Genomic DNA, 21,016 nt, shown 5'->3' with positions numbered 1-21,016 from the left:
AGATGCATGGCCATCGCTGGCCGCCGTGTTCGCGTTACGCTGGGCCGAAGTTGATTGGCTGCGGATTCGTCGTGGGCTACAATCCAACCCATGCAGTCACTCGACTTTCAATGCCTGACGTGCGGCAAGCAGTTCCGCGGCAAGCTGCCGGAGGGCGTGGCGGCGGGTGACGCCGTATTGCCTGCTTGCCCCAAGTGCGGGGGGACGCTGGCTGTGCAGCGGCGGCCAGTCGAACCGCCGCCCGCGGCGCCCCCGGAAACTGCGCCGGTGCTGCAACCCCAACCGACGCCGCCGAACGAACAAGACAACCCGCTTCCCGTGGGACTTGATCGGCCGGCGGCGCCGTCGCGTCGGCCTTGGTTTGGCCCGGTCGGAGTGGGCGCCGTGCTGGTGCTGGTGACGGCGGGGGCGACCGCCTTTTTCTGCTTGACGCACTTCAGCGCGGAAGTGGATCGGCAACTGGCCGGGGCGCCCGTCGAGCCCGATTTCGACCTGGCCGCTGAGGCGCCGCTGGAGCGGAACATTTGGCTGCCGCAGGAAGATCGCGCGGGGCCGGCGGCGCGTGCAGGGGGCGCCGATCGCCAGCCGGCGCCGTCGCGCGTGGTGAATGACGCACTCCCGACGGGGGGCGCAAGACGGCGACTGCCGGCGGCTTACGCAGACGACATCGACGTGATCGGCGCCGGCGCCCCGGGGCTCGCGTACGATTGGCCGCGGGGGCAGTACTACACGTTCGACTACGCATGCGAGGCCGATGGGCCGACCCACACCATCACCACCGCCGGCGCCTGCCGGATGGGGGTCGGCCCGACCTGGTCGGAAGCGCTCGATGGGAAGGATAGTCCTTCGGCCGCGGCCGAAGAGCCGCCGCCGAGCGAAGCGCGGCCGACGGACGAAGAGGGGTTCGACGGGTTCGGGACCGCGTTCGTCGTGAGCGCCGACGGCCACCTGGCGACGTGTGCGCACGTGGTGAAGAATGCCGAGCGGTTGTCCGTCACGCTAGGAGAGCAGGCGTACGACGCGCGGGTCGTGGTGCTGGACACAGAGAACGACCTCGCGCTGCTGAGGGTCGAGGGCCAGGGCCTCGAGCCGCTGGCGCTTGCGGACTCGGACGGCGCCGAGTTGGGGGACGATGTGCGGGTGGTTGGCTACCCGCTGTCGCCGTTGCTGCGGGCGCGGCTCAACGTCACGCGCGGGATCGTCTCCAGTCGGCTCGCCGAAGAAGACGGCGGCCTGTTGCAGGTGGACGCGGCGGTCAACCCGGGCAACAGCGGAGGCCCGGTGGTGAACGCCCGCGGCGAGCTGGTCGGCGTCGCCATGGCGCGGATCTCGCACGTTGAAATCTCGAACATCGGCTTCGCGGTTCCGTCGAACGCCGTTCGCGCAATGATGGAGCGACGCGGCGTTCGCGCGTCGGGGTCCGAGGCAGCGGCCGAGTCAGGTTCGTTGCAGCGCGTCGCCAAGGGGGTCGCCCTGGTGCGTGTCACAACGGCGGCGGTGGCAAGCCAGCGTGTGCAGTACGCCTGTACGCAGGACCGCCGCGCGGCGCCGGGGGACGGGGTGACCTGGCAGGAAGGAGAAACGACGGAGGTGGGCCATTTCCGACTCACCGGCGACGGCGGCGTGAGCGATCACGGCGGCGCCATGCGGCTCCCCTTCTTTTTCGAGCACCCGGTCCACTGGTTGCTTGACCCGTTGGACCCAGAGGGCGAGCCGGAGTGGGAGGTCGAGGAAGAACGCTTGCTGACGGTGTCAGACGAAGCTCAGCGGGGAGGGGTCGGTCACTACCGCAGGATCCTTGCTGGCGGCGGCGCCAGTCGCGGCATGGGGGGCTTTGCAACGCCCCGCCTGGCGACCCGTTCGCCCTTCTACCAGCAGAGCACGCGGACGGTGTACCACGCATCGATACGGAACTCGTACGGATTGGCGCGAACCGAAAAGGACCGCATCGGCATCCGCAAGACGGTGCGCGTTGAGGCAACGGATGTGAGCGGCCGGCCCACGTTTCGGATCGATGGCAACGGCAGCGTGTGGTTCTCGCTGAACGACCGGGCGCCGCTGGAGGGGAGACAGGCGCTCGACTTCCGCTGGCTGCGCGGCGGTGGGGAGGAGGAGGTGGTCCCGCTGGTATTCTCTTTCCGTCGGCGCCCCTTCAACAAGGCCGAGATGGAATCGAAGGCCGCCGCAATCGCTCAGCGGCTGCGCGCGGAACGGGCGACGCAAACAGAGCAGGACAGGCAGGCGTCGCTGACGGACCGGCAGCGGATCATCGAGGCGCGGGATGGGCTCCGCTCCCCAACCAAGGGCGGCCCGAGCCGCTTCAAGCACGTGAGCGCTCTGATCTCGCTGCCGGTCGACCCAGAGCTTCGCGCCGAAGTGGCCGCGGCATTGCTCGATGTCGCGCAAGGGAGCGATTCGATAGACCGCACAATAACGCTTCGAGCTCTGCAGCGATGGGGCGACGTGTCACAGGTCCAGGCATTAGTCACCCTGCTGCGGTCCACGCCGGACGTCGACCGGAACGTCCTGCTGGAGACCATCTGCAGGTTGGGGGACGAAACGGTGTTCGACGTCGTCGTCGCAGAGGTCGGCCGACCGGACCGCGGGTTCGGCGGCATGGCGCGGCGCTCCTGCGAGGACGCGCTGATCCGCTTCGGGGCCCGGTCCGAAGCTCCCATGCGTGACCTTCTCACCAGCCGCGACGACGACGTGGTCGAGTCCGCCTGCCGCGTGCTGGAGTCAATAGGCGGGCCGGAAAGCCTCGACGCGCTGCGGAAGGCGCGGGCGCAGGCCGATGGCTTCACCGGGCATCGGATCGACGGCGCCATCCGCGCGATCGAGGGTCGTCAGGCGGGCTCCCACCCTCAACTTGCGTCACGATCATCGTCCGGTTCCCCGGTGCGCCAAGTTCCGACGAAGCCAGACCCGGGGCGCGAGGCGGTCGCCGCGCTGGCGAATATCGGGGGTCGTAGCCTCGACGCCGAAGGGTGGCTGATCAAGCTTTCCAACGCTGCGCCCGAGCCCGAGCTCCGCCACGCGGCGCTCGCCCAGATCACGCCCCGGCTGGGGAAGAGCAACCCCTCACAGGTGGTTCTGGCAGCGGCAGCGGCCCTGGCGGTCTGGGGGGACGAGAGCCATGCGCCACTGCTCAATGAATGGCTCCCGCGCGCGCGGACCCCCCGTGCCCGCAAGGCGCTGTTTGCCGCCCTGGCGGAGGTAGGCGACGCCCGCACGGCCGAACTGCTGTTGCCGATGCTGTCCGCCCCAACGCTAGATCTTCAGGCGTGCCGGGCGTTCCGCGTCCTTAGCGCCGACAGCGAACGGACGCTCATCGAGATGCTCGGCTCGCGCGACGCCATGCAACGCGCCGCAGCGGCGGAGGCGCTCGGCCGGGCTGGCTCGCCGGCCGTTGAGTCCCGGCTGATCACCTTCCTGGAAGCCGAGGGTGACACCATCGCGAGCGAAGCGGCGTTGCAAGGGCTGGCCAGGCTTCGGGTGCGGCATGAGGCGAAGTGACGGCCGCCGTTCGGCGTGAGATCGGGGTCACCCTTCCGCGCCCAACACCCCCCGCGCGGCGAGGTCACGCTCCAACCCCTCCGCCGACCGGAACACCACCGCGTCGAGCCCCGCCTCAATCGCCCCCGCGATGTTGTCCTCGCGGTCGTCGACAAAGAACACCTCCCCGGCCGGCACGCCGGCGCGGTCGATTGCTTGCTGGTAGATCGCGTGGTCGGGCTTCATGCTCCGGGCCTCGTAGCTGAGCACGGCGTGCTCAAAACACTCGGTCAGGATCGGGTAGCGGCCGTCGGTGACGAAGCGCCAGTGGGTGGGGTTGGTGTTGGAGAGGACCCCCAGCCGGGCGCCCCCCGCGTGCAGGCGGCGGACGATGCGCCACGACGCGTCGATGGGGGCGAAGATGTCGCTGGCGGCCAGGTCAAGCGCCGCGCGGTTGGGGCGCGAGCCCAGCTCGCCGCACAGGTGCTCGTAGTAGTCGGGCTCGGTGATTAGGCCCTGCTCGAACCGCCACTGGGGGGATTCTTTGGTCGGGCCCGCGAGCGTCGCGGCGCGGACTCTTGCTTCTTCTACCCCGAACACCGCGGCCACCTGGCGGGTCATGCGGTCGTGGCAGAACGACAGCAGCACGTTGCCGAGGTCGAAGTACAGGAACTTGGGCGTGGGCATGGGGCCGGATTGGGTTCGTGGCTTGGAGCGGTTAGCATAGCCGACGGACGGATTGCCACAAAAAGGCACAAAAACGTACTAGACTGGGTGGCTGGGGTCGGAGGCGTCAGCCGCAGCCCCCAGCAGTGGCTCAGACCACGTTGGCCATTGCATAACGTCCCCACTGAGAGGCAACGGCCTGGAGGCTCCGGCTGACGCCTGCGACCCCAGCCACCCTACTACAAAACCTACTCCCCTGCCCTTCCGATACGTTGATCGCCATGCCCGCTGCTGCCCCCCCTGCTCCCGCGAAAGAATCCTCCACGACAGGCGTGCTGAACAAGTACAGCCGCGTGATCACGCAAAAAAAGAGCCAGGGCGCCAGCCAGGCGATGCTGTATGCCACGGGGCTGACCGAGGAAGACATGCAGCGGCCCCAGGTGGGGATCGCCAGCATGTGGTTTGAGGGGAACCCCTGCAACATGCACCTGCTGGACCTGGCCGCGAAGGTGCGTGAGGGGGTCGTGGCGGCCGGCATGGCGGGGATGCGGTTCAACACCATCGGCGTGTCGGACGGCATCTCGATGGGCACCAGCGGGATGAGCTACAGCCTGCAGTCGCGCGACCTGATCGCCGACTCCATCGAGACGGTCTGCGAGGCGCAGTGGTACGACGCGCTGGTGACGATCCCCGGCTGCGACAAGAACATGCCCGGCAGCCTGATGGCGATGGCCCGGCTCAACCGGCCGAGCCTGATGGTGTACGGCGGCACGATCAAGCCGGGCATCACGCGGTTTGGGGGCCAGAAGCAGGTGCGCGACATCGTTAGCGCGTTCCAGTGCTTCGGCGAGGCGCTGGCCGGCAAGATCACCGAAGAAGAACGGGCCGAGATCGTCCGCAAGAGTTGCCCCGGCGCGGGCGCCTGCGGCGGCATGTACACCGCCAACACCATGGCGGGCGCCATCGAGGCGATGGGGATGGCGCTGCCGCACAGCAGCAGCACGCCCGCGGTCGACCCCAAGAAGCAGCAGGAGTGCCTCGACGCCGGTAAGGCGATCTTGAACCTGCTGGAGCTGGACCTCAAGCCGAGCGACATCATGACCCGCGCGGCGTTCGACAACGCCATCACCTACGTGATCGCGGTCGGGGGCAGCACCAACGCGGTGCTCCACCTGCTGGCGATGGCCCGGGCCGTGAACGTGCCGCTCACCATCGACGACTTCCAAACCATCTCCGACCGCACCCCCTACCTGGCCGACCTGAAGCCGAGCGGCAAGTACGTGCAAGAAGACCTGCACAACGTCGGGGGCACGCCCGCCGTGCTGCGGCTGCTGCTGGACCACGGCATGATCGACGGCAGTTGCATGACCGTCACCGGCAAGACGCTGGCCGAGTCGCTGGGCGCCCAAGCGTCGCTGACCGATGGGCAAGAGGTGGTGATGCCGCTGGACAAGCCGCTCAAAGCGACCGGGCATATTAGGATCCTGCGCGGCAATTTCTGTCCCGATGGCGCAGTGGCCAAGATCACCGGCAAGGAGGGGCTGCGGTTCGAGGGCACGGCCAACTGCTTCGACAGCGAGGAAGACATGCTCCAAGCGCTGGAGGATGGCAAGATCAACAAGGGAGACGTGGTGATCATCCGCTACGAGGGCCCCAAGGGGGGCCCCGGCATGCCGGAGATGCTCACCCCCACCAGCGCCATCATAGGCGCGGGGCTGGGGAGCGACGTCGCGATGATAACCGATGGCCGGTTCAGCGGCGGCTCGCACGGGTTTATCGTGGGGCACGTGACGCCTGAGGCGCAGGAGGGGGGGCCCATCGCGCTCGTGCAAAACGGCGACCCCATCATTATCGACGCGGAGCAGAACGCGGTGACCTGGGGCGTGGACGACGCCGAAATCGCCAAGCGGCGCAAGGCCTGGCAGGCGCCAGCACTCAAAGCGACCCGCGGCACGCTGGGCAAGTACATCCGCTGCGTGAAGAGCGCCAGCGAAGGCTGCGTGACGGACGAAGCCTAACGGCGGCTGGGTGGCTGGGGTCGGAGCCGAAGGCGCAGCCCCCAGCAGCGGCTCGAACCGCGGCTGCGACTGGTGCGCCGCTGGGGGCTTCGGCTGACGCCTACGACCCCAGCCACCCGCCACGCGCTTCCTCCCTCCCTCTTCAGGGGGAGGGGGGGACGCGCGACTGACCTTCACCGCACCGCGGCAACCCTGTACGGTTCCGGCGAATCTCGAACCGGAGCCCGCCGGATGAAGCGCTACCGTACGCCTATTTTTCTTGCCGTTTGGGCCGTCGTCGGCTTGGCGGCGCTCGCGGTGTTGATGCCGTCGCTGCATGTCGCCCGCGATGGAGCGTCCCCCGAGTCCCGCGCCACGATGGAGCGACGCGAGCAGGCACAGCTCGCCGAGATGGAGGCCTACGCTGCGGAGGAGGGGTACCCCGACTTCGACCCCGACATGGCCTACAGCCCCTCGGGAGCGGACGATTGGGCCGAAATTGAACGGGCCGACGACGAATGGGGCAGCGATGCGACCGAAGCGCCCGCGATGGCCGTGCAGCCAGAGTTGAGCCCCGCCGACGGCGTCGCAGCCTCCACGCCCAGCAAGCAGCAGTCCATGAACGCCGGCCCGGCGTGGGCCCACCCCAGATCGAGCGCCGCCCCAGCGGCCGGTTTCAACCAATCACAGCGGATGACGGCGGATAGTGCGTCGCCACACGCCGGGATTATTCGACAAATGAAGGACCCGGAGTCAGCCGCACCCGAGCAGGCCCCTCCCGAGGCCGAGATCGACCGCATCCTGGCCGGACTGAAGTCGGCCAGCATCGCGTTCAACACGCCCGAAGAAATCCCCTACGGCGACTCGGCGGTAATCGAGCTGCGGATGTCGGCCACGCAGGCCCAGTCGAGCCTGGCGGCCGACGTACGCGGCGCGGGCGCCGTAGAGACCGCCCGGGTGAAGTTCGCCAAACTGATGCAGGCAGAACTGACGGGGTTGGGCTTCGAGATCGAGGCGATCACCCCCGACACGCAAGCGATCAGCGGCGCCGAGCCGACCGTCTGGCGGTGGCAGATCGAGCCGGTGCGGACCGACGTGCAGCCGCTGCACCTGACGCTTTCGGCGCGGGTGAAGATCGACGGCGAGAGCGTGATGCGTTCGATCAAGACGTTCGACAAAGAAATCCGCGTCCGCGTGCCGCTCATGCAGCGTGTGGGCGACCTGGTCTTCGGGAACCTAGAGATCGTGTGCACCCTGGTGCTGGCCCCGCTGGCCGCGGTCGCGTGGCGGAAGCTGCGTAAGCCGAAGCAGCCCGTCGCCGAACCCCCGGCCCGCGTCGCAGCGTAGCCAACGCGCCGATGGAGGAAGCCGGGTGGCTGGGGTCGAAGCCGAAGGCGTAGCCCCCAGCGGCCCCCCGAACCCCGGGCTGCGAACGATACGCCGCTGGGGGCTCCGGCTAGCGCCTTCGACCCCAGCCACCCGACGTGGCTTAGCAAGTGTGCTAACTTAGGGCCATGCAAGGCCCCAGGATTAGCCGCGACGAGGCGCGTCGCTTCGACCGCTACGCGATCGAAACGCTGGGCGTCCCCAGCATCGTGCTGATGGAGAACGCGGCCCGCGGCTGCCTTGAGGTTCTGCTGAACCAAGAGTCGCCGGGCCCCTACTTGGTTTGCTGCGGCAAGGGGAACAACGCCGGCGACGGGTTTGCCCTGGCCCGGCTGCTGCGGACTGAGGGGCGTGAGGTACGCGTGGCGTTGTTCGCGGCGCCCAGCGAGCTGGCGGGCGACGCGCTGCTGAACTACGAGGTCCTCACCCGGCTCAACGTGCCGATCCTCGACGCCTCGGTCGCAGAGTCGGAGGAAGCGCTCGCCACGGCGCTCGGCGCGATGCCCGAGGGCTGGATCATCGACGCGCTGCTCGGGACCGGCGCCACCGGCGCGCCGCGTCCACCGCTCGACGCCGCGATCCGCTGGATGAACGCCCAAGGCGCAAGCCGGCTAGCGGTCGACCTCCCCAGCGGCCTCGACTGCGACACGGGCGAACCGGCCGACCCCACGGTCCGGGCCGACGTGACGGTGACGATGGTCGCGCCGAAGCTGGGGTTCAACGAGGAGGGGGCGCGGCCGCTGCTGGGGGATTGCTACGTGGTGGATATTGGGGCGCCGTTTGATGCGACGGTCAGTTCTTGGGATGGCGGACTAGCAAACAATGCTGAGACGTCCGTTACCGGCATCGATGGCGGAAGCTGAAGTCATGCTGCTTTGGCCGGGAAGCCGGCTGTGTTGCATTGTCGAGCCCTTATCCGGAGCTCGGAGTAACTGATATTTCGGGTTTCTGCCAGGGGTCGTGTGGCCAGGATATGGACACACTCGTGACGTTCCGAACTTTGCTGCGGCGACCTGATGGCAGCAGACGACCTCTTGACGACACAAAGATGCAGAATCCATCGAAAGCATAATGCCATCTGCCACCAAATCCTCCTTCAAACTCCACTGGGGCATCGGCCAGCAAACCGCGTACATCGCCGCGCAGCGACAGTTCTTTGCCATCGACGACGATATGCCCTGCGAAATCGCACTTGGGCGTAAAATCGTACTCCGGGTCTGAGCTGCTAAACCAGCAATCGACGCACGTGATACGGTACGTGTAGTGATGCTCGTTCATAGTGATACCAAGAGCATCGTAGATATGTCGCAGCCCGTTGCGATGTCCCACGGGTGCCGGCAACGTCCCAGAGTCGACTCGGTCTGGCGGTCCAAGCAGGTCGTACATCGGTCTCACATAGGGAGCCGACGCAATCGAAGATGTTTTCACTATGACCAACGGCGGTACAGTGGTGACTGCGATAACCATACTCGCTACGGGGCCGGGTGCCATGCTCACGCTCGCGTGAGCATGCCGTTGCTGTTGAGAAACCTTCGCTCGCTCAATCGCATTCCCACGCAAGCGTGGGCATGGCACCCGGTGCCTTCAGCAAGCCGGGCAGCTTGGGCGAAAGATCCTCGTCAAAGCGCAGCTTCATGTGGTGCGACGCTCAGGCGGCGGTCACGGTCGGCCGGGTGCCATGCTCACGCTTGCGTGAGCATGCCGTTGCTTTGAAAAACCTTCGCTCGCTCGATCGCATTCCCACGCAAGCGTGGGCATGGCACCCGGCTATGTGGTGGATATTGGGGCGCCGTTTGAGCCGGGGGTTTTGGGTGAGTCACGGTCGGCGGCAAACGCGAAGCACGCCTGAATGTCATCCGCGGTAAGGTCCGGGAAGTCGTCCAGGACCTCGGCGACGCTCATGCCGCCGCCCAGGTAGTCGAAGACATCGGCCACGGCGATGCGCGTGCCGCGGATGCAGGGCTTTCCGCTGCGGATGCGGGGGTCGATGGTGATGCGGTCGAGGTAGTTCATGGAAGAAGGGTAGACCTTCAATGAGTTAAGGCCAAACTACGAACTCTCGGAGGACTACCGTCCTCCGCTCAGACGCGAACGTGGGAGAACGCCTCTCCCTACGCGTTCAGCTCCACCCCCGGCGAATCCGCCACGTTCACCCACACATGCACGTGCGGCGCGCCGCGGTAGTGCCAGACGAACGCGGGGCCTTCCAGCCGCCAGTTGTCCCACACCTTGTCCGCGCCGATGTCTCCCTCCTGGTAGAACGCCAGGTGGCAGCGGTCGAGGCCACCCTGGGCTTCGAGGCACGCGGTTACTTCTTGGCGGTCCACCTCGCGGTAGGGCTCGACCAGCTTCTTGAGCACCCCTTGGAGCGCCGCTTTCTGGTCCGCGGAGCACTCCGCGACCGGCATCCCCTGGAAGCCGCCGCGCTCGCCGCGGAACGCGATCTTTTGTTCCGCGGGGAGGCCGGTGTGCACCAGCGCCATGTCGCGCTGCTTGCCGTCAAGCATCTGATACAGCGCGTTGGCCGCGACCCCCTGCGACCAGTAGACGTTGCCCGGGTGGTCGGGGCCCTCGGTGTCGGTGTCGGCGGCGTGGCCGTAGAAGATGGGTCCGCCGAACGCGACGTGCTCGGTGGTGTTGCCGTCGCAGCGGACGGTCAGGTGGCGGCCGGTCATGACGAACTCGAACTGGTCGCTCTTGGGGTCGCCGAAGATGGCGATGCTGTTCTGCTCCCAGCCGCCGGAGTCTTCGTCGAACTGCTTGTCGATGCGTTCGATCCATTCGGGGCTGTAGATGCCCTCCATGATCTTGCGGACGGTGTGGCGTTGGTCGTCTGTGTAGAAGTCCTCGAACAACGACGGCTCGGTGATCTGCCAGTTCGCAGACACCCGCGTCCGCAGCAGCCCCCTGCCCTTGGCTACGTGGCCCCACGGGAAGCAGACCTTCGCCGCCTGCTCGGGGCTGAGCGACTGGAACAGCGTCTTGACCAGCGTCTCGGGCGCCGCAACCGTTGCGGCCTGCTTGGGCGCGGCCCACACGCGGCCGGCGGGGAGGACGCCAAACCCGGCGCCCATTCCGGCGCCAAGGGCGGCGCCGCCGGCGGTGCGGAGGAAGTCGCGTCGGTCGAAACCAAGGGGTTGCTGCTGCGCCATGATCGGGCCTCGTTGAGAAGAGTGGTTGCTCTGTCAATTAGAACCCAACCCCGCCGCGCGAGGCAAGTTCCGCCGGAGGAGAAATGACCAATGACCAAGCCTAAATGACCAGAGTACGCGCTGGCGTACCCCTTTTTGGGCACTTAGGCGTGGTACTTGGTCATTTTCGTCTGCGGGTTTGGCAACCTGGGCAAAAGAACGTGGACCGCTGCGCCTGCACGATGCGGAGGATGGTCGCGCCGCAGCGACGGCACGGGTCGCCTGCTTTGTCGTACACGCGGTGCTGGTTCTGGTAGCCGCCGTCTGCGTTCAGCGCGTTCCGGTAGGTGCCGTCGCTGAGGGTTGAGCCTTCGCAGCGGATGGCTTCTTCGAGCACCTCGTGGATAGCGTCGACGATGGCCTCCCACTGCCGGCCCGAGAGCCGGTCGCACCGTGCGGCCGGGTGGACGCCGGCCACGTGCAGCGCCTCGGCGGCGTAGATGTTGCCGATCCCCGCAACTGCCTTTTGATCAAGTAGCGCGACTTTCACTTCCCGCCGGCTGCTGGCGAGCCGGCGACGTAAGTCGCCAGAGCTAACCACCAGCCCATCGGGCCCCAGCTTGTCAGGCCCAAACGCGACCCCCTGCTCTGCTTCACTCAGCAAGCGAACATTCCCCAGCCCGCGGCGGTCCCAGAACCAGAGGTCGGGCTCGGCGCCCCCCTTCAGACCGACGTGCACCCGTAGGTAGAGCGGGTCGGGCGAGTCCTTTACCAGCACTAGGCCGGTCATTCGTGGCTCGAAGACGATGGCGTCCCCCGTATCGAGCCGCACCAGTACCCGCTTGCCGATTCGGTCAACCCCCGTGACGTTCCGCCCGGCGGTGCGGTCTTGGAACTGGCGAGGTTCGGGCGTGAAGGCGATCGGTTTGCGGGGGCAGGCGAGCTGGGCGATACGCTCCACGCGGGCGCCCACCACCCCGAGGACGCCGCGACGCATCGTTTCGACTTCGGGGAGCTCAGGCATTGTGACGACGCTACGGGATCGCGGCTTGATTCGCTCCCGGCCGCGGCTGACAATCAAGGAACAACAACAGGGGATTTAGCTTGAGTATCAATATTTCAGACAAACCGGCTACGGCGGGCGCTGCGGTCCCAGACGCCGCGGGGCGGTTCGGCGCCTTCGGCGGCCGCTACGTGCCCGAAACGCTGGTGTACGCGCTCGACGAGCTGACCCGCGAGTACGAAAAGTCGCGCGCCGACGCGGGCTTCCAGGCAGAGCTGAGCGAGCTGCTGCGCGACTTCGTCGGTCGGCCCTCGGCGCTGTACCACGCCAAGCGGCTGAGCGAGCGGGTCGGGGGCGCCCAGATCTGGTTCAAGCGGGAAGACCTGAACCACACCGGCGCCCACAAGATCAACAACACGCTCGGCCAAGCGCTGCTGACCCTGCGGATGGGGAAAAAGCGGGTCATCGCGGAGACCGGCGCCGGCCAGCACGGCGTGGCGACCGCCACGGCCTGCGCCCACTTCGGCCTCCCCTGCGTGGTGTACATGGGCGAGGAAGACATCCGCCGGCAGAAGCCCAACGTGTTTGCGATGAAGCTGCTGGGCGCCGAGGTGCGTCCCGTGACCAGCGGCAGCCGCACGCTGCGCGACGCCATCAACGAGGCGATGCGCGACTGGATGTCGAGCGTGGGGGACACGCACTACATCCTTGGATCGGTCGTGGGGCCCCACCCCTTCCCGCGGATCGTACGCGACTACCAGAGCGTGATCGGCCGCGAGACCATCGACCAGTGCCAGCAGCGGATGGGCCGGCTGCCCAACGCAGCGGTCGCCTGCGTCGGCGGCGGCAGCAACGCAGCGGGGATGTTCTACCCGTTCGTCGAGCACCCAGAGGTGGAGCTGGTCGGCGTCGAAGCCGGGGGCCGCAGCGACCAGCCGGGCGACCACGCCAGCCCGCTCACCTACGGCCAGCCGGGCGTGCTGCACGGTTCTTTTAGTTACGTGATGCAGGACGACGACGGCCAGACGTGCGACGTGCACAGCATGTCCGCGGGCCTCGACTACCCCGGCGTCGGCCCCGAGCACAGCTACTGGAAAGACTCGGGCCGGGTGCGCTACACGAGCTGCCGCGACGGCGAGGCGATGGCGGCCTTCGACGCGTGCGCGTCAAACGAGGGCATCATGCCGGCCCTAGAAACCGCCCACGCGGTGGCTAAGGCGATGGAGATCGCCAAGGGTCGCCCGAAAGATCAGGTGATCGTCGTCTGCCTGAGCGGGCGGGGAGATAAAGACGCGATGGAGATCGCACGCCTCAAAGGGGTGGATTTTGGATAGTTTCTATTAAGCAGCGTCGGGCGAGCAGCCCGCCACACGGCAATCCATCAAGCCGCTCTCCCCCCATATCGCCGGAAGGGCCGCCTCTACCGCCCGTGGCGCCCTTCCTTCAATCGACACTTCAATACAAGCCAGTAGATGCCCGCGATCCCCGACCTCTTCGCCCGCCTCCGCGCCGAGAAGCGCAAGGCGCTGATGCCCTTCGTCACCGCCGGCGACCCCGACCTGGAGTTCACCTCTGCGGTGCTGCGGGAAGTGGTCGGCCGCGGCGCCAGCCTGTGTGAGCTGGGGGTGCCCTACAGCGACCCGATCGCTGATGGGCCGGTGATCCAGGAGTCGTACACCCGGGCGTTGAAGAATAAGATCAAGCTGGCCGGCATCCTCGAGATGCTGGGCAAAACCACGCCCCAGCTCGCCGCGCCGGTGGTGACGATGGTCAGCTACGCGATCATCTTCCGCCACGGCGTCGAGCGCTACTGCGACGACGCCGCGGGGGCCGGCGTGGCGGGGCTGATCGTGCCCGACCTGCCCGTGGAGGAGTCCCCTGCCCTGGCCAAGATCGCCGCCGCGCGCGGGCTCAGCCTGATCCAGTTGGTGACGCCGCTGACGCCGCGGGAGCGGGCGTTGCGGATATGTGAGACCTCTACCGGCTTCGTGTACTACGTGTCGGTAGCAGGCATCACCGGCGAGCGTACGGAGCTTCCCCCCGACCTGCTGGAGAGCGTCGGCTGGCTGCGGGAGCAGACGCCGCTGCCTATTTGTATCGGCTTCGGCATCAGCAAGCCGGAGCACGTGCGGCTGTTGGCGCCGGTGGCGGACGGGCTGATTGTCGGCTCCGCGATCGTCCGCCGGGTGGCGCAGGCCGCCGACCGGCCCCGGGCCGAGGTGCTCAAGGATGTGGGCGATTACGTGCAGACGCTGCTGGCCGCCCTGGCGGAATAGCCGGCACAACCGGCGCCGCCGGTGGGGCGCCCGGGGACTCTGGCGGCCGGCGCCCCTGCGATTCTTGGCCTAAGCTTGCCACGGGCGCATCTAGGCGCCCCCCAAGCTTCCCGAGGACGCGCCATGACTCCGACCACGCTCGAACCGACCCCGATCCCGACCCCGACTCAGCCCGGATTCCTCGACCGCCGCGAGAGCCCGGTCGGCGACAACCCGGGGCGTGAACGCCGGCAGTTTGTCAACAGCTACCACGAGCTGTCCCCCGAGGCGGCCGAGCTGGCCCGCGGCGTCGACGCCTACAAGGCGCGCAACCGCCGGCGGTTCATCGGCTACGACGAGCTGCTGGAGGTCGTGCGTTCGCTGGGCTACCAGCGGTAACGCGGTGCGAGTCGTAGGGTGCGATGGAGCGCAGCGTAATCGCACCTTCCACGCCGACGGATCGTTGGCTGGCCACCAAGTACTACGACGCTGAGCATCGCGCGGGCGGTCTTGCATCTCACAGATCGGCTGCGCCTGTCGGCATCGAACCGCGGCCCCGAGTTCGGCGTGGCGGTTCGATGCCGTGAGGCCAAGGTGCGATTACGCCTTTGGCTTCATCGCACCCTACGCGGTTGGCTACTTGATCGACTCGAGCAGCGCCTTGGCTTCGTCCTTCTCGACGAAGATCCCCTGCTCGTTCTCGAAGGCCATGGTCAGCAGCCGCTTGGCGGCGTCTTTGTTGCCCCCGGCGAGCACCATCTTGGCGACCAGGTAGCTGGCGTCTCCGCTGAGCCCGCCGAGCTGGACCCCTTGTTGAAGCGCCTGCTGGGCCTGGGCCGGCTGGCCTAGCTGATACAACACCCAGGCCAGCGTGATCATGGTCTCGCCGCTCTTGCTGTTGAGCTGGGCGTTCACTTGGGCGAACTGAGCGGCGCGTTGCTTCTGCTTGGGGTCTTCCTGTTCAACCAGCAGCAGCGCCAGTTGGTTGTAGACGTCGCGGTTGGCGGGTTGGATCGATAATGCGCGGGTGAAATACTGCTCCGCCTGGGCGGGCTCGCCGCTCATCCTGGCGGCGACGCCGCTCAGCAACCAGATGTTGAACGAATCGGGGTTGGTCTCACGCGCCCCCTTGAGGATCGTGGTCGCCTTCTGCAGATCGCCGGCACGCAGCAGCGCCTGGCTGTAGGCGGCCAGGGTGGTTTCGTTCGCCTTGTCGTCGGCGTAGGCGCGCTCGAAGGCCTGCATGGCTTCGGCCCGCTGCTCGGTGCGCTCGTACATCACCGCGGCCGACACGTAGGGGTTGGGCAGCTTCTCGTCGAGCCCCTTGGCCTTCACGAACGCCTCGTACCCTTCACGCGGATTCTTCAGCATGAACAGGGTCTGCCCCAACTCGTTGTAGGCGGCCGCGTTCTCGGGGTCGATCTTGATCCAGGCGTTGATGTCCTCCAGCGACTTCTCCCAGTTGCGGCGCCGCTGGGCCATCAGGGCCCGGCCGCGGTAGCCGCGGATCTGCAACTGCCGCTTACGCTTGGCGTTGGCGTCGTACGCGTCGATCTGCGAGATCGCCTTGTCGAACAACGCCTCGGCGTCGATGGTGCGGTTGTCGGAGAGGGCCGCCTCGGCAGACAGGAGGTAGGGCTCCGGGTCGCCCGGCTCGGCGTTGGCGGCCTGCTCGAGCGCGGGGCGGACCATCGCTTGATTGTTGGTCAGCAGGTGCAGCTTGGCCAGCATGACCCCTACCGGCGGCAGCCGCGGGTCCTTGCGGCGGGCGGTCTCAAGAAAGACCTCGGCGCCCGGGACGTCGCGGTTGGTGTAGCGCTTGATCGCCTCGCTGATGTCCGAGTAGCGGGACGAGTCGGGGTCGCTGACGCTATCGCCGATGACCGAGGTCGGCGTCACCTGGGCGCTGGCCACGGTTGCGCCCGCCAGCGTCAGGGCCGCCAGGCAGGCGGCGTAGATCGGGTGAGACACGAGACGACGCGGTTTGGTCTGCATCGAAGAAGCCTTGTAATCAAAAGGTGGAATAAGATCGGCGTTCGCCGCGTCCGGACTCTGCACGTGTGGGCGGCCGCGGCGGCTCGCCGCGGGCCCCCCCCTCAGGCCCTTACTATAGACGCTTTTGCGAGAGGCGCACACGCGCCCGGCGGGCGCCGCCCCTCAGAGGGTGGTTTCGGCAGGCCGGGGCGCGGGGTTGGAGCGACTTTGCCGGTTGGTCGGCCGGCGTCGACGGCCAACGCGCGGGGAGGTTATAACCAAGCGGTCCCCTGCAACTCGAGGCGCGTCCCGTTGATCATCGGCCCGGTTTTCTCCCGCGAGGCGCTTACCGCCCCGCGCCGCCCCAAGTTCTTTGCGGTCCGGACCCTGATGGCGGCCGTGCTGCTGGGGCTGGTGCTCACCGCGTGGCAGGTGGTGGTGGGGTCTCAGCAGGTCAGCGGGCCCGGGGAGCTGGCCCGGTTCGGCGCCACGGTGTTCGCCCAGATCGCTCCGCTGGTGCTGACCGTCTGCATCTTGTTCTCCGCGCTGCTGACCGCCGCGGCGGTGTCGCAAGAAAAAGACCGGAAAACCCTACTGCTATTGCTGCTCTCGGAGCTCACCAACAGCGAGCTGGTGCTAGGCAAGCTGCTGGCGAGCCTGCTCACGGTGCTGGTGGTGATCGCGTCGACCGCGCCGGTGCTGCTGGCCATCGGCTGGCTCGGGGGGGTCTCGCTAGAGCAGGTGGGCCGCGTGCTGGTGGTGACCGTCTTCAGCGCCCTGGCGGCGGGCAGCCTGGGCTCGGTGCTGGCCCTGTGGCGAGAAAAAACGTTCCAGGCGCTGGCGATGTCCGCCCTGGTGATCGTGCTCTGGTCGGTCGGCTGGGAGATCGTCGGGAGCGGCGCCCTGGGTGAGCGGATCGCCGGCGTGAACGCCGCAGACGCCGCCGCGATGGCCAGCCCCTGGCGGGCGATACGCGTCGCCGTGGCGCCGGGCTTCGGACCCAACCCGCCGATCGCCCGCGGGCCGGGGTCGACCGGCGAGGCGGGTCCCGGCGCGCTGGTGGCCGGGTTTGCGGCCGTGTCCGGGGCGATCGTTTTTCTGCTTAACGCGGTGGCCATCCTGCGGGTGCGTGTCTGGAACCCTTCGCGCGAGGCGCGGCCCCGGCAGGAGTCCGAAGAACATTCCGCGGGCATCTTCACCAGCGACTCATTCGCCAGCGACTCAGTTGAATCCCCCACCCAGCGGGCCAGCGTGCACGCCGCTCCGGGCAAGCTGCGGCCGGTGTGGAACAACCCCATCCTATGGCGTGAGGTGCGCACCTGGGCGTACGGCAAGAAGATTATCGTGGTGCGGCTGGCGTACCTGGCGATCTTTGCCCTGTGCGTCGCGGGGGTGGTCCGCGAGTTGGGCGCCCCGCAGGCCGACGGGCGCACCCTGCCCCCCATCGCGGCCCCGCTGGCCCCGCTGCTGGTGGTGAGCGTGGTGCTGGTCAACGCGTTGGCGGTGACGTCGATCACCGGCGAGCGCGACGCCAAGGCGCTGGACCTCTTGCTGGCCACCGACCTCACGCCGAAGGAGATCATCTTCGGCAAGCTCGCCGGCGCCTTCTACAACGCCAAGGAGATGATCCTGCTGCCGATCGCGCTGTGCTGCTACCTGGGCTGGGTGGGCGCGCTCGGCGGGGAGAACCTGGCGTTCATGATCGTGGGGCTGCTGGCGGTCGACGTGTTCGCCGCTGTGCTGGGGCTGCACGCCGGCATGATCTACCCCAACTCTCAGCACGCCATCGCCACCAGCATCGGGACGCTGCTGTTCTTGTTCCTGGGTGTCAGCTTCTGCATGCGGATGATGGTGGAGTTGAGCGAATCCTTCGACAAGCAACTGGTCCCGTTCCTGGGATTCATGGCCGGCGGCGGGCTGGCGTTGTTCGCGGCGCTCGCTTGGCGGAACCCGTCGCGCGCGATGATGCTGGCCTGCTTCTCGGCGCCGGCCGCCACGTTCTACGCGATCACTAGCTTCCTGCTGATGAACTACAGCGGCGTCTTCCTGGCGTCGATCGCCGCGTGCGGGTTCTTTACCGCGGCGATGCTGGTGCCGGCGCTGGCCGAGTTCGACGTGGCCACCGGCCGCACCGCCGCTAGAGACTAACGCGGAAGACGCCTTGGAATCGCTGCTCGCCACCCTCCCCCACATGCTGGTGATGACCGCTTTGGTTGTCGCCTCGGCGTTCTTTTCGGGGAGCGAAGCGGCGCTGTTCTACTTGACGCGGGAGCAGCAAGAGAGGCTCGCCGCGGGGAGCCGCGGGGGACGCGCCGCGGCGGCCCTGCTGGCCGACCCGCCACGCGTGCTCACCACGATCTTGTTTTGGAACCTGGTGACCAACATGGCGTACTTCGCGCTCTCGAGCGTCGTCACGCTGCGGCTGGGGACCCAGCTAGGGACACAGGCCTCGATCGCGTTCGGCCTGGGCGCGCTGCTGGCGATCATCCTCTTCGGCGAGATGCTGCCGAAGAACGTCGCGGTGATCTGGCCGCAGCAGGTCGCCGGGCTGGTGGGGCTGCCGCTGAAGATGGCGGCGCGGCTCGTGGACCCGATGCTGCCGATGCTCAAGACGGTCACCAACGCGTCGCTCCGCCTGGTCGCCCCGTCGTTCGAGCCGGAGCCCTACCTCGAGCTGGGAGACCTGGAGCGGGCGATCGCCCTGGGAGCCAAAGACCGCGACCTGCTGGAGCAAGAGCGCGACATCCTCGGGCGGACGGTGTCGCTCTCGGAGATGCGCGTCGAGGAGATCATGCGGCCCCGCAAACGCTACTGGGCGTTTACCCCGCCGGTGCACGTGGAGGACCTCGAGGGCGAGGCGACCCCCAGCGGCTACGTGCTGATCACCGAGCCAGACAGCGAAGAAATCGCCGCCGCCCTGCCGCTGGACCGGGTGGCGATGACCCCCATCGACGCGTTGCACCTGTACGCCCAGCCGGTGGCGTACGTCCCCTGGTCGGCCCCCGCCGCGGCGGCGCTCGACGCGTTGCAGGAGACGGGCCGGCGCGTGGCCGCGGTGCTGAACGAGATGGGCGAGACCGTCGGCGTGGTCACGCTGGAGGACCTGTTCGATCACATCCTGAACCCGGAGTCGCACGAGCACGAGGCCATCCGGCAGCTCGGTTCGATCCGCGCTCTGGGCGAAGAGGCGTGGGAAGTCAGCGGCTTCACCACCTTGCGGAAGGTGAGCCGACGGCTGGGCGTCCCCTTCCCGGACGCCCAGAACGTGACGGTCGGCGGGCTCCTTCAGGAGGTCTTGCACCGCGTGCCGAGCGCTTCGGACGCGATCTCTTGGGGGGGCTTCTACTGGGAGGTTGTTGAAGCGCCGCAGGACGGGCCGACGCTGATCCACGTCCGGCCCGAGCCCAGCGGCTCTACCGATCAGCCGGCGTCCCCGGAGGGTGCGCGATGATCGTGCCGCTGCTGTTGTTCTCGTTGGGGCTTGCACTGAGCGCGATGTTCAGCGGCTCGGAGACCGGCTTCTACCGCCTGTCGCGGCTGCGGCTGGTGATCGACACGATGGCCGGAGACCGCATCTCCAAGGGCTTCCTCTGGGCGGTGAACAACCCCGCGGCGTTCGTCGCTACGGTGCTGGTGGGCAACAACGTGGCCAACTACCTGGCGTCTTCGGCGATCGTGATGGCCTGCGACCACTACTTCGCCGGCTCGGAGCTCGCCGGGGTGCTGGTGCCGATGGCGTTCTCGCCGCTGGTGTTCGTGTACGGCGAGCTAATGCCGAAGAACGTCTTCTACGCGGCGCCCAACCGCATGCTGCGGCGCGTCGCGGCGCCGCTGGCCGTGGCGGGGCTGCTGTTCTTGCCGGTGAGCGCGCTGCTGTGGTGCGTCGGCCGGCTGCTGCAGTGGGTCGGCCGCACCCCCACGGACGTCATCCGGGGGGTCATCGCACGCCGCGAGCTGGCCCAGGCGCTCGACGAGGGGCACGCCGTCGGGCTGCTGGAGCCGGTCCAACGCCGGCTGGCGCAGGCGATCTTCGGCGCCGCGAGCCGCTCCGTCCGTGAGTTCATGACCCCCTCGGCGAGGTTCGTCCGCGCTTCGACCGTGATGTCGCGACGCGACGTGCTGCGGCTCGCCCGCCGCCAGAAACAAGCCGCGATGCCGGTAGAGGACCCGGCCCGCCGGCGAGAGATCGTGGGCTACGTGCGGGCGTTCGACTGCCTGAACGGCGATCCCAACGCGCCCCCGCCGATCCGTCCGCTGCTGGAGTTCGACGAGCAGACCACCTTCCTGTCGGCCCTGACACGGATGCAGAGCGACGGGCAGCCGATCGCGCTGGTGCGGCTGGGGCCGGCGGGACGCGTCACGGGGCTGCTGCGGCTCGAGGCGCTGCGTTCGGTGCTGACGACCGACGCGCTGGGGCGAGGCCCCGCGCCCGGTCCGCCCGGCGGCGCAAAAAAAGAGGTCATGGCAGGATGATCCGTCGCCCTGCCATGACCCCTATCCTGAAGCAAAACACAGACTGTGTTTCGCCCTCCCTGCGTCGTAGTACTGACAGTATCGGCGCAACCAGCGGGCCGCCGACGCAATAAATCGGCGGCCGCATCGGGCGATCAATCGCCCGTGGCAAACTGTAACGACTGGGGCGAGGGCGAAGACGCCGCCGTGCTAGCGGGCCGCGGCCGGCGGCGCCGGGAGCGTGCCGATCCGCTCGAAGCGGGTCGCGTCGATCGGCTCGTAGAAGCCGGTCCCGACGTGCAGCCCCGAGGGGGCGTCCGCGCCCGTGCAGGGGCCGGAGTACGGCGTGCGGAAGAGCAGCGAGTTGAGCGGCGGCCAGTTGTACCGATCGCCGCATTGGCCCACGTGGTACGGGTCGCACCGCCAGTAGACGTTGCTGCTGCGTTCCGGGCACGTCGAAGCCAACCGCATGCCGTTGGTGTGAATGAGCACCGGGTCGCAGCAGATCTCGCCCCCGCTCGCCGAAGAGGTTAGTGCACACAACGCGAGTATCGAGACAATGATTCGCACAGTGGCTCCTTCCGAATACCGACGCGGGCACAGCAGCGTCGCGGGACGCTATCAGTGAAGGTATCGCCCCCCGCCGGCCATGTCGCG

General features: G+C 67.9%; 17 protein-coding genes. 10 read left to right on the top strand and 7 right to left on the bottom strand.

The features are described from left to right. The first annotated feature begins 90 nt into the window (after nucleotides 1-90). Nucleotides 91-3,516: a trypsin-like peptidase domain-containing protein gene (locus Pla175_RS08445; protein WP_145283125.1), complete on the top strand. Its 3,426-nt coding sequence runs from the start codon at nucleotides 91-93 to the stop codon at nucleotides 3,514-3,516. A 27-nt stretch (nucleotides 3,517-3,543) separates the two neighbouring features. Here Pla175_RS08445 and Pla175_RS08440 read toward each other — a convergent pair whose 3' ends face one another. Beyond that, entirely contained in the window at nucleotides 3,544-4,182 is a 639-nt protein-coding gene (locus Pla175_RS08440) for an HAD family hydrolase (protein ID WP_145283123.1), read from the bottom strand. Nucleotides 4,183-4,442: 260 nt separating this feature from the next. Between Pla175_RS08440 and ilvD the strand changes: the two genes are divergently transcribed. The 3 genes from ilvD to Pla175_RS08425 all read left to right on the top strand — a co-directional run bounded on the left by ilvD (nucleotide 4,443) and on the right by Pla175_RS08425 (nucleotide 8,407). Continuing rightward, on the top strand, nucleotides 4,443-6,179 hold the full coding sequence (gene ilvD, locus Pla175_RS08435) for a dihydroxy-acid dehydratase (RefSeq protein ID WP_145283120.1): 1,737 nt from the start codon (nucleotides 4,443-4,445) through the stop codon (nucleotides 6,177-6,179). Between the two features lie 231 nt (nucleotides 6,180-6,410). Beyond that, complete coding sequence (locus Pla175_RS08430) at nucleotides 6,411-7,505, top strand: hypothetical protein (protein ID WP_145283118.1); 1,095 nt, start codon at nucleotides 6,411-6,413, stop codon at nucleotides 7,503-7,505. Between the two features lie 167 nt (nucleotides 7,506-7,672). After that, nucleotides 7,673-8,407: an NAD(P)H-hydrate epimerase gene (locus tag Pla175_RS08425; protein WP_145283116.1), complete on the top strand. Its 735-nt coding sequence runs from the start codon at nucleotides 7,673-7,675 to the stop codon at nucleotides 8,405-8,407. Nucleotides 8,408-8,456: 49 nt separating this feature from the next. Here Pla175_RS08425 and Pla175_RS27255 read toward each other — a convergent pair whose 3' ends face one another. The 4 genes from Pla175_RS27255 to mutM all read right to left on the bottom strand — a co-directional run bounded on the left by Pla175_RS27255 (nucleotide 8,457) and on the right by mutM (nucleotide 11,699). Beyond that, on the bottom strand, nucleotides 8,457-8,930 hold the full coding sequence (locus tag Pla175_RS27255; protein ID WP_449301093.1) for a DUF7738 domain-containing protein: 474 nt from the start codon (nucleotides 8,928-8,930) through the stop codon (nucleotides 8,457-8,459). A gap of 381 nt (nucleotides 8,931-9,311) precedes the next feature. Beyond that, nucleotides 9,312-9,557 (bottom strand): DUF433 domain-containing protein, encoded by a 246-nt coding sequence (locus Pla175_RS08420; protein ID WP_145283113.1) that lies wholly within the window; start codon nucleotides 9,555-9,557, stop codon nucleotides 9,312-9,314. A gap of 98 nt (nucleotides 9,558-9,655) precedes the next feature. After that, nucleotides 9,656-10,696, bottom strand: coding sequence for a DUF3500 domain-containing protein (locus Pla175_RS08415; RefSeq protein ID WP_145283111.1), 1,041 nt, complete (start codon nucleotides 10,694-10,696; stop codon nucleotides 9,656-9,658). 160 nt (nucleotides 10,697-10,856) lie between these two features. After that, on the bottom strand, nucleotides 10,857-11,699 hold the full coding sequence (gene mutM / locus Pla175_RS08410) for a bifunctional DNA-formamidopyrimidine glycosylase/DNA-(apurinic or apyrimidinic site) lyase (RefSeq protein ID WP_145283109.1): 843 nt from the start codon (nucleotides 11,697-11,699) through the stop codon (nucleotides 10,857-10,859). 86 nt (nucleotides 11,700-11,785) lie between these two features. Here mutM and trpB point away from each other — a divergent pair, with 86 nt between their 5' ends. The 3 genes from trpB to Pla175_RS08395 all read left to right on the top strand — a co-directional run bounded on the left by trpB (nucleotide 11,786) and on the right by Pla175_RS08395 (nucleotide 14,332). After that, nucleotides 11,786-13,012, top strand: a complete 1,227-nt coding sequence (gene trpB, locus Pla175_RS08405; RefSeq protein ID WP_145292025.1) for a tryptophan synthase subunit beta — start codon at nucleotides 11,786-11,788, stop codon at nucleotides 13,010-13,012. Nucleotides 13,013-13,150: 138 nt separating this feature from the next. Next, nucleotides 13,151-13,954: a tryptophan synthase subunit alpha gene (gene trpA / locus Pla175_RS08400; protein ID WP_145283107.1), complete on the top strand. Its 804-nt coding sequence runs from the start codon at nucleotides 13,151-13,153 to the stop codon at nucleotides 13,952-13,954. Nucleotides 13,955-14,077: 123 nt separating this feature from the next. Continuing rightward, entirely contained in the window at nucleotides 14,078-14,332 is a 255-nt protein-coding gene (locus Pla175_RS08395) for a hypothetical protein (RefSeq protein ID WP_145283104.1), read from the top strand. Nucleotides 14,333-14,569: 237 nt separating this feature from the next. Here Pla175_RS08395 and Pla175_RS08390 read toward each other — a convergent pair whose 3' ends face one another. Further along, on the bottom strand, nucleotides 14,570-15,928 hold the full coding sequence (locus tag Pla175_RS08390) for a tetratricopeptide repeat protein (protein ID WP_145283102.1): 1,359 nt from the start codon (nucleotides 15,926-15,928) through the stop codon (nucleotides 14,570-14,572). A 291-nt stretch (nucleotides 15,929-16,219) separates the two neighbouring features. Here Pla175_RS08390 and Pla175_RS08385 point away from each other — a divergent pair, with 291 nt between their 5' ends. Genes Pla175_RS08385 through Pla175_RS08375 form a run of 3 tightly spaced genes read left to right on the top strand, consistent with a single transcriptional unit; the run spans nucleotide 16,220 to nucleotide 20,380 of the window. Further along, nucleotides 16,220-18,055, top strand: coding sequence for an ABC transporter permease (locus tag Pla175_RS08385; RefSeq protein WP_197527347.1), 1,836 nt, complete (start codon nucleotides 16,220-16,222; stop codon nucleotides 18,053-18,055). Nucleotides 18,056-18,068: 13 nt separating this feature from the next. Further along, nucleotides 18,069-19,358 (top strand): CNNM domain-containing protein, encoded by a 1,290-nt coding sequence (locus Pla175_RS08380; RefSeq protein WP_145283097.1) that lies wholly within the window; start codon nucleotides 18,069-18,071, stop codon nucleotides 19,356-19,358. Further along, nucleotides 19,355-20,380 (top strand): CNNM domain-containing protein, encoded by a 1,026-nt coding sequence (locus Pla175_RS08375; RefSeq protein WP_145283094.1) that lies wholly within the window; start codon nucleotides 19,355-19,357, stop codon nucleotides 20,378-20,380. The genes Pla175_RS08380 and Pla175_RS08375 overlap by 4 nt, the downstream gene beginning before the upstream one ends. A 189-nt stretch (nucleotides 20,381-20,569) precedes the next feature. Here the strand turns inward: Pla175_RS08375 and Pla175_RS25885 are convergent, their stop codons facing one another. Then, nucleotides 20,570-20,929 carry a hypothetical protein gene (locus Pla175_RS25885; RefSeq protein ID WP_197527346.1) on the bottom strand — a complete coding sequence of 120 codons (360 nt, stop codon included), beginning with the start codon at nucleotides 20,927-20,929 and terminating at the stop codon, nucleotides 20,570-20,572. Nucleotides 20,930-21,016: the final 87 nt, after the last annotated feature.

It is taken from the genome of Pirellulimonas nuda (genome assembly GCF_007750855.1).
Classification (GTDB): Bacteria; Planctomycetota; Planctomycetia; order Pirellulales; family Lacipirellulaceae; genus Pirellulimonas; species Pirellulimonas nuda.
The sequence above is the reverse complement of the archived record's forward strand: the minus strand, read 5'-3'. Positions and strand labels throughout refer to the sequence as shown.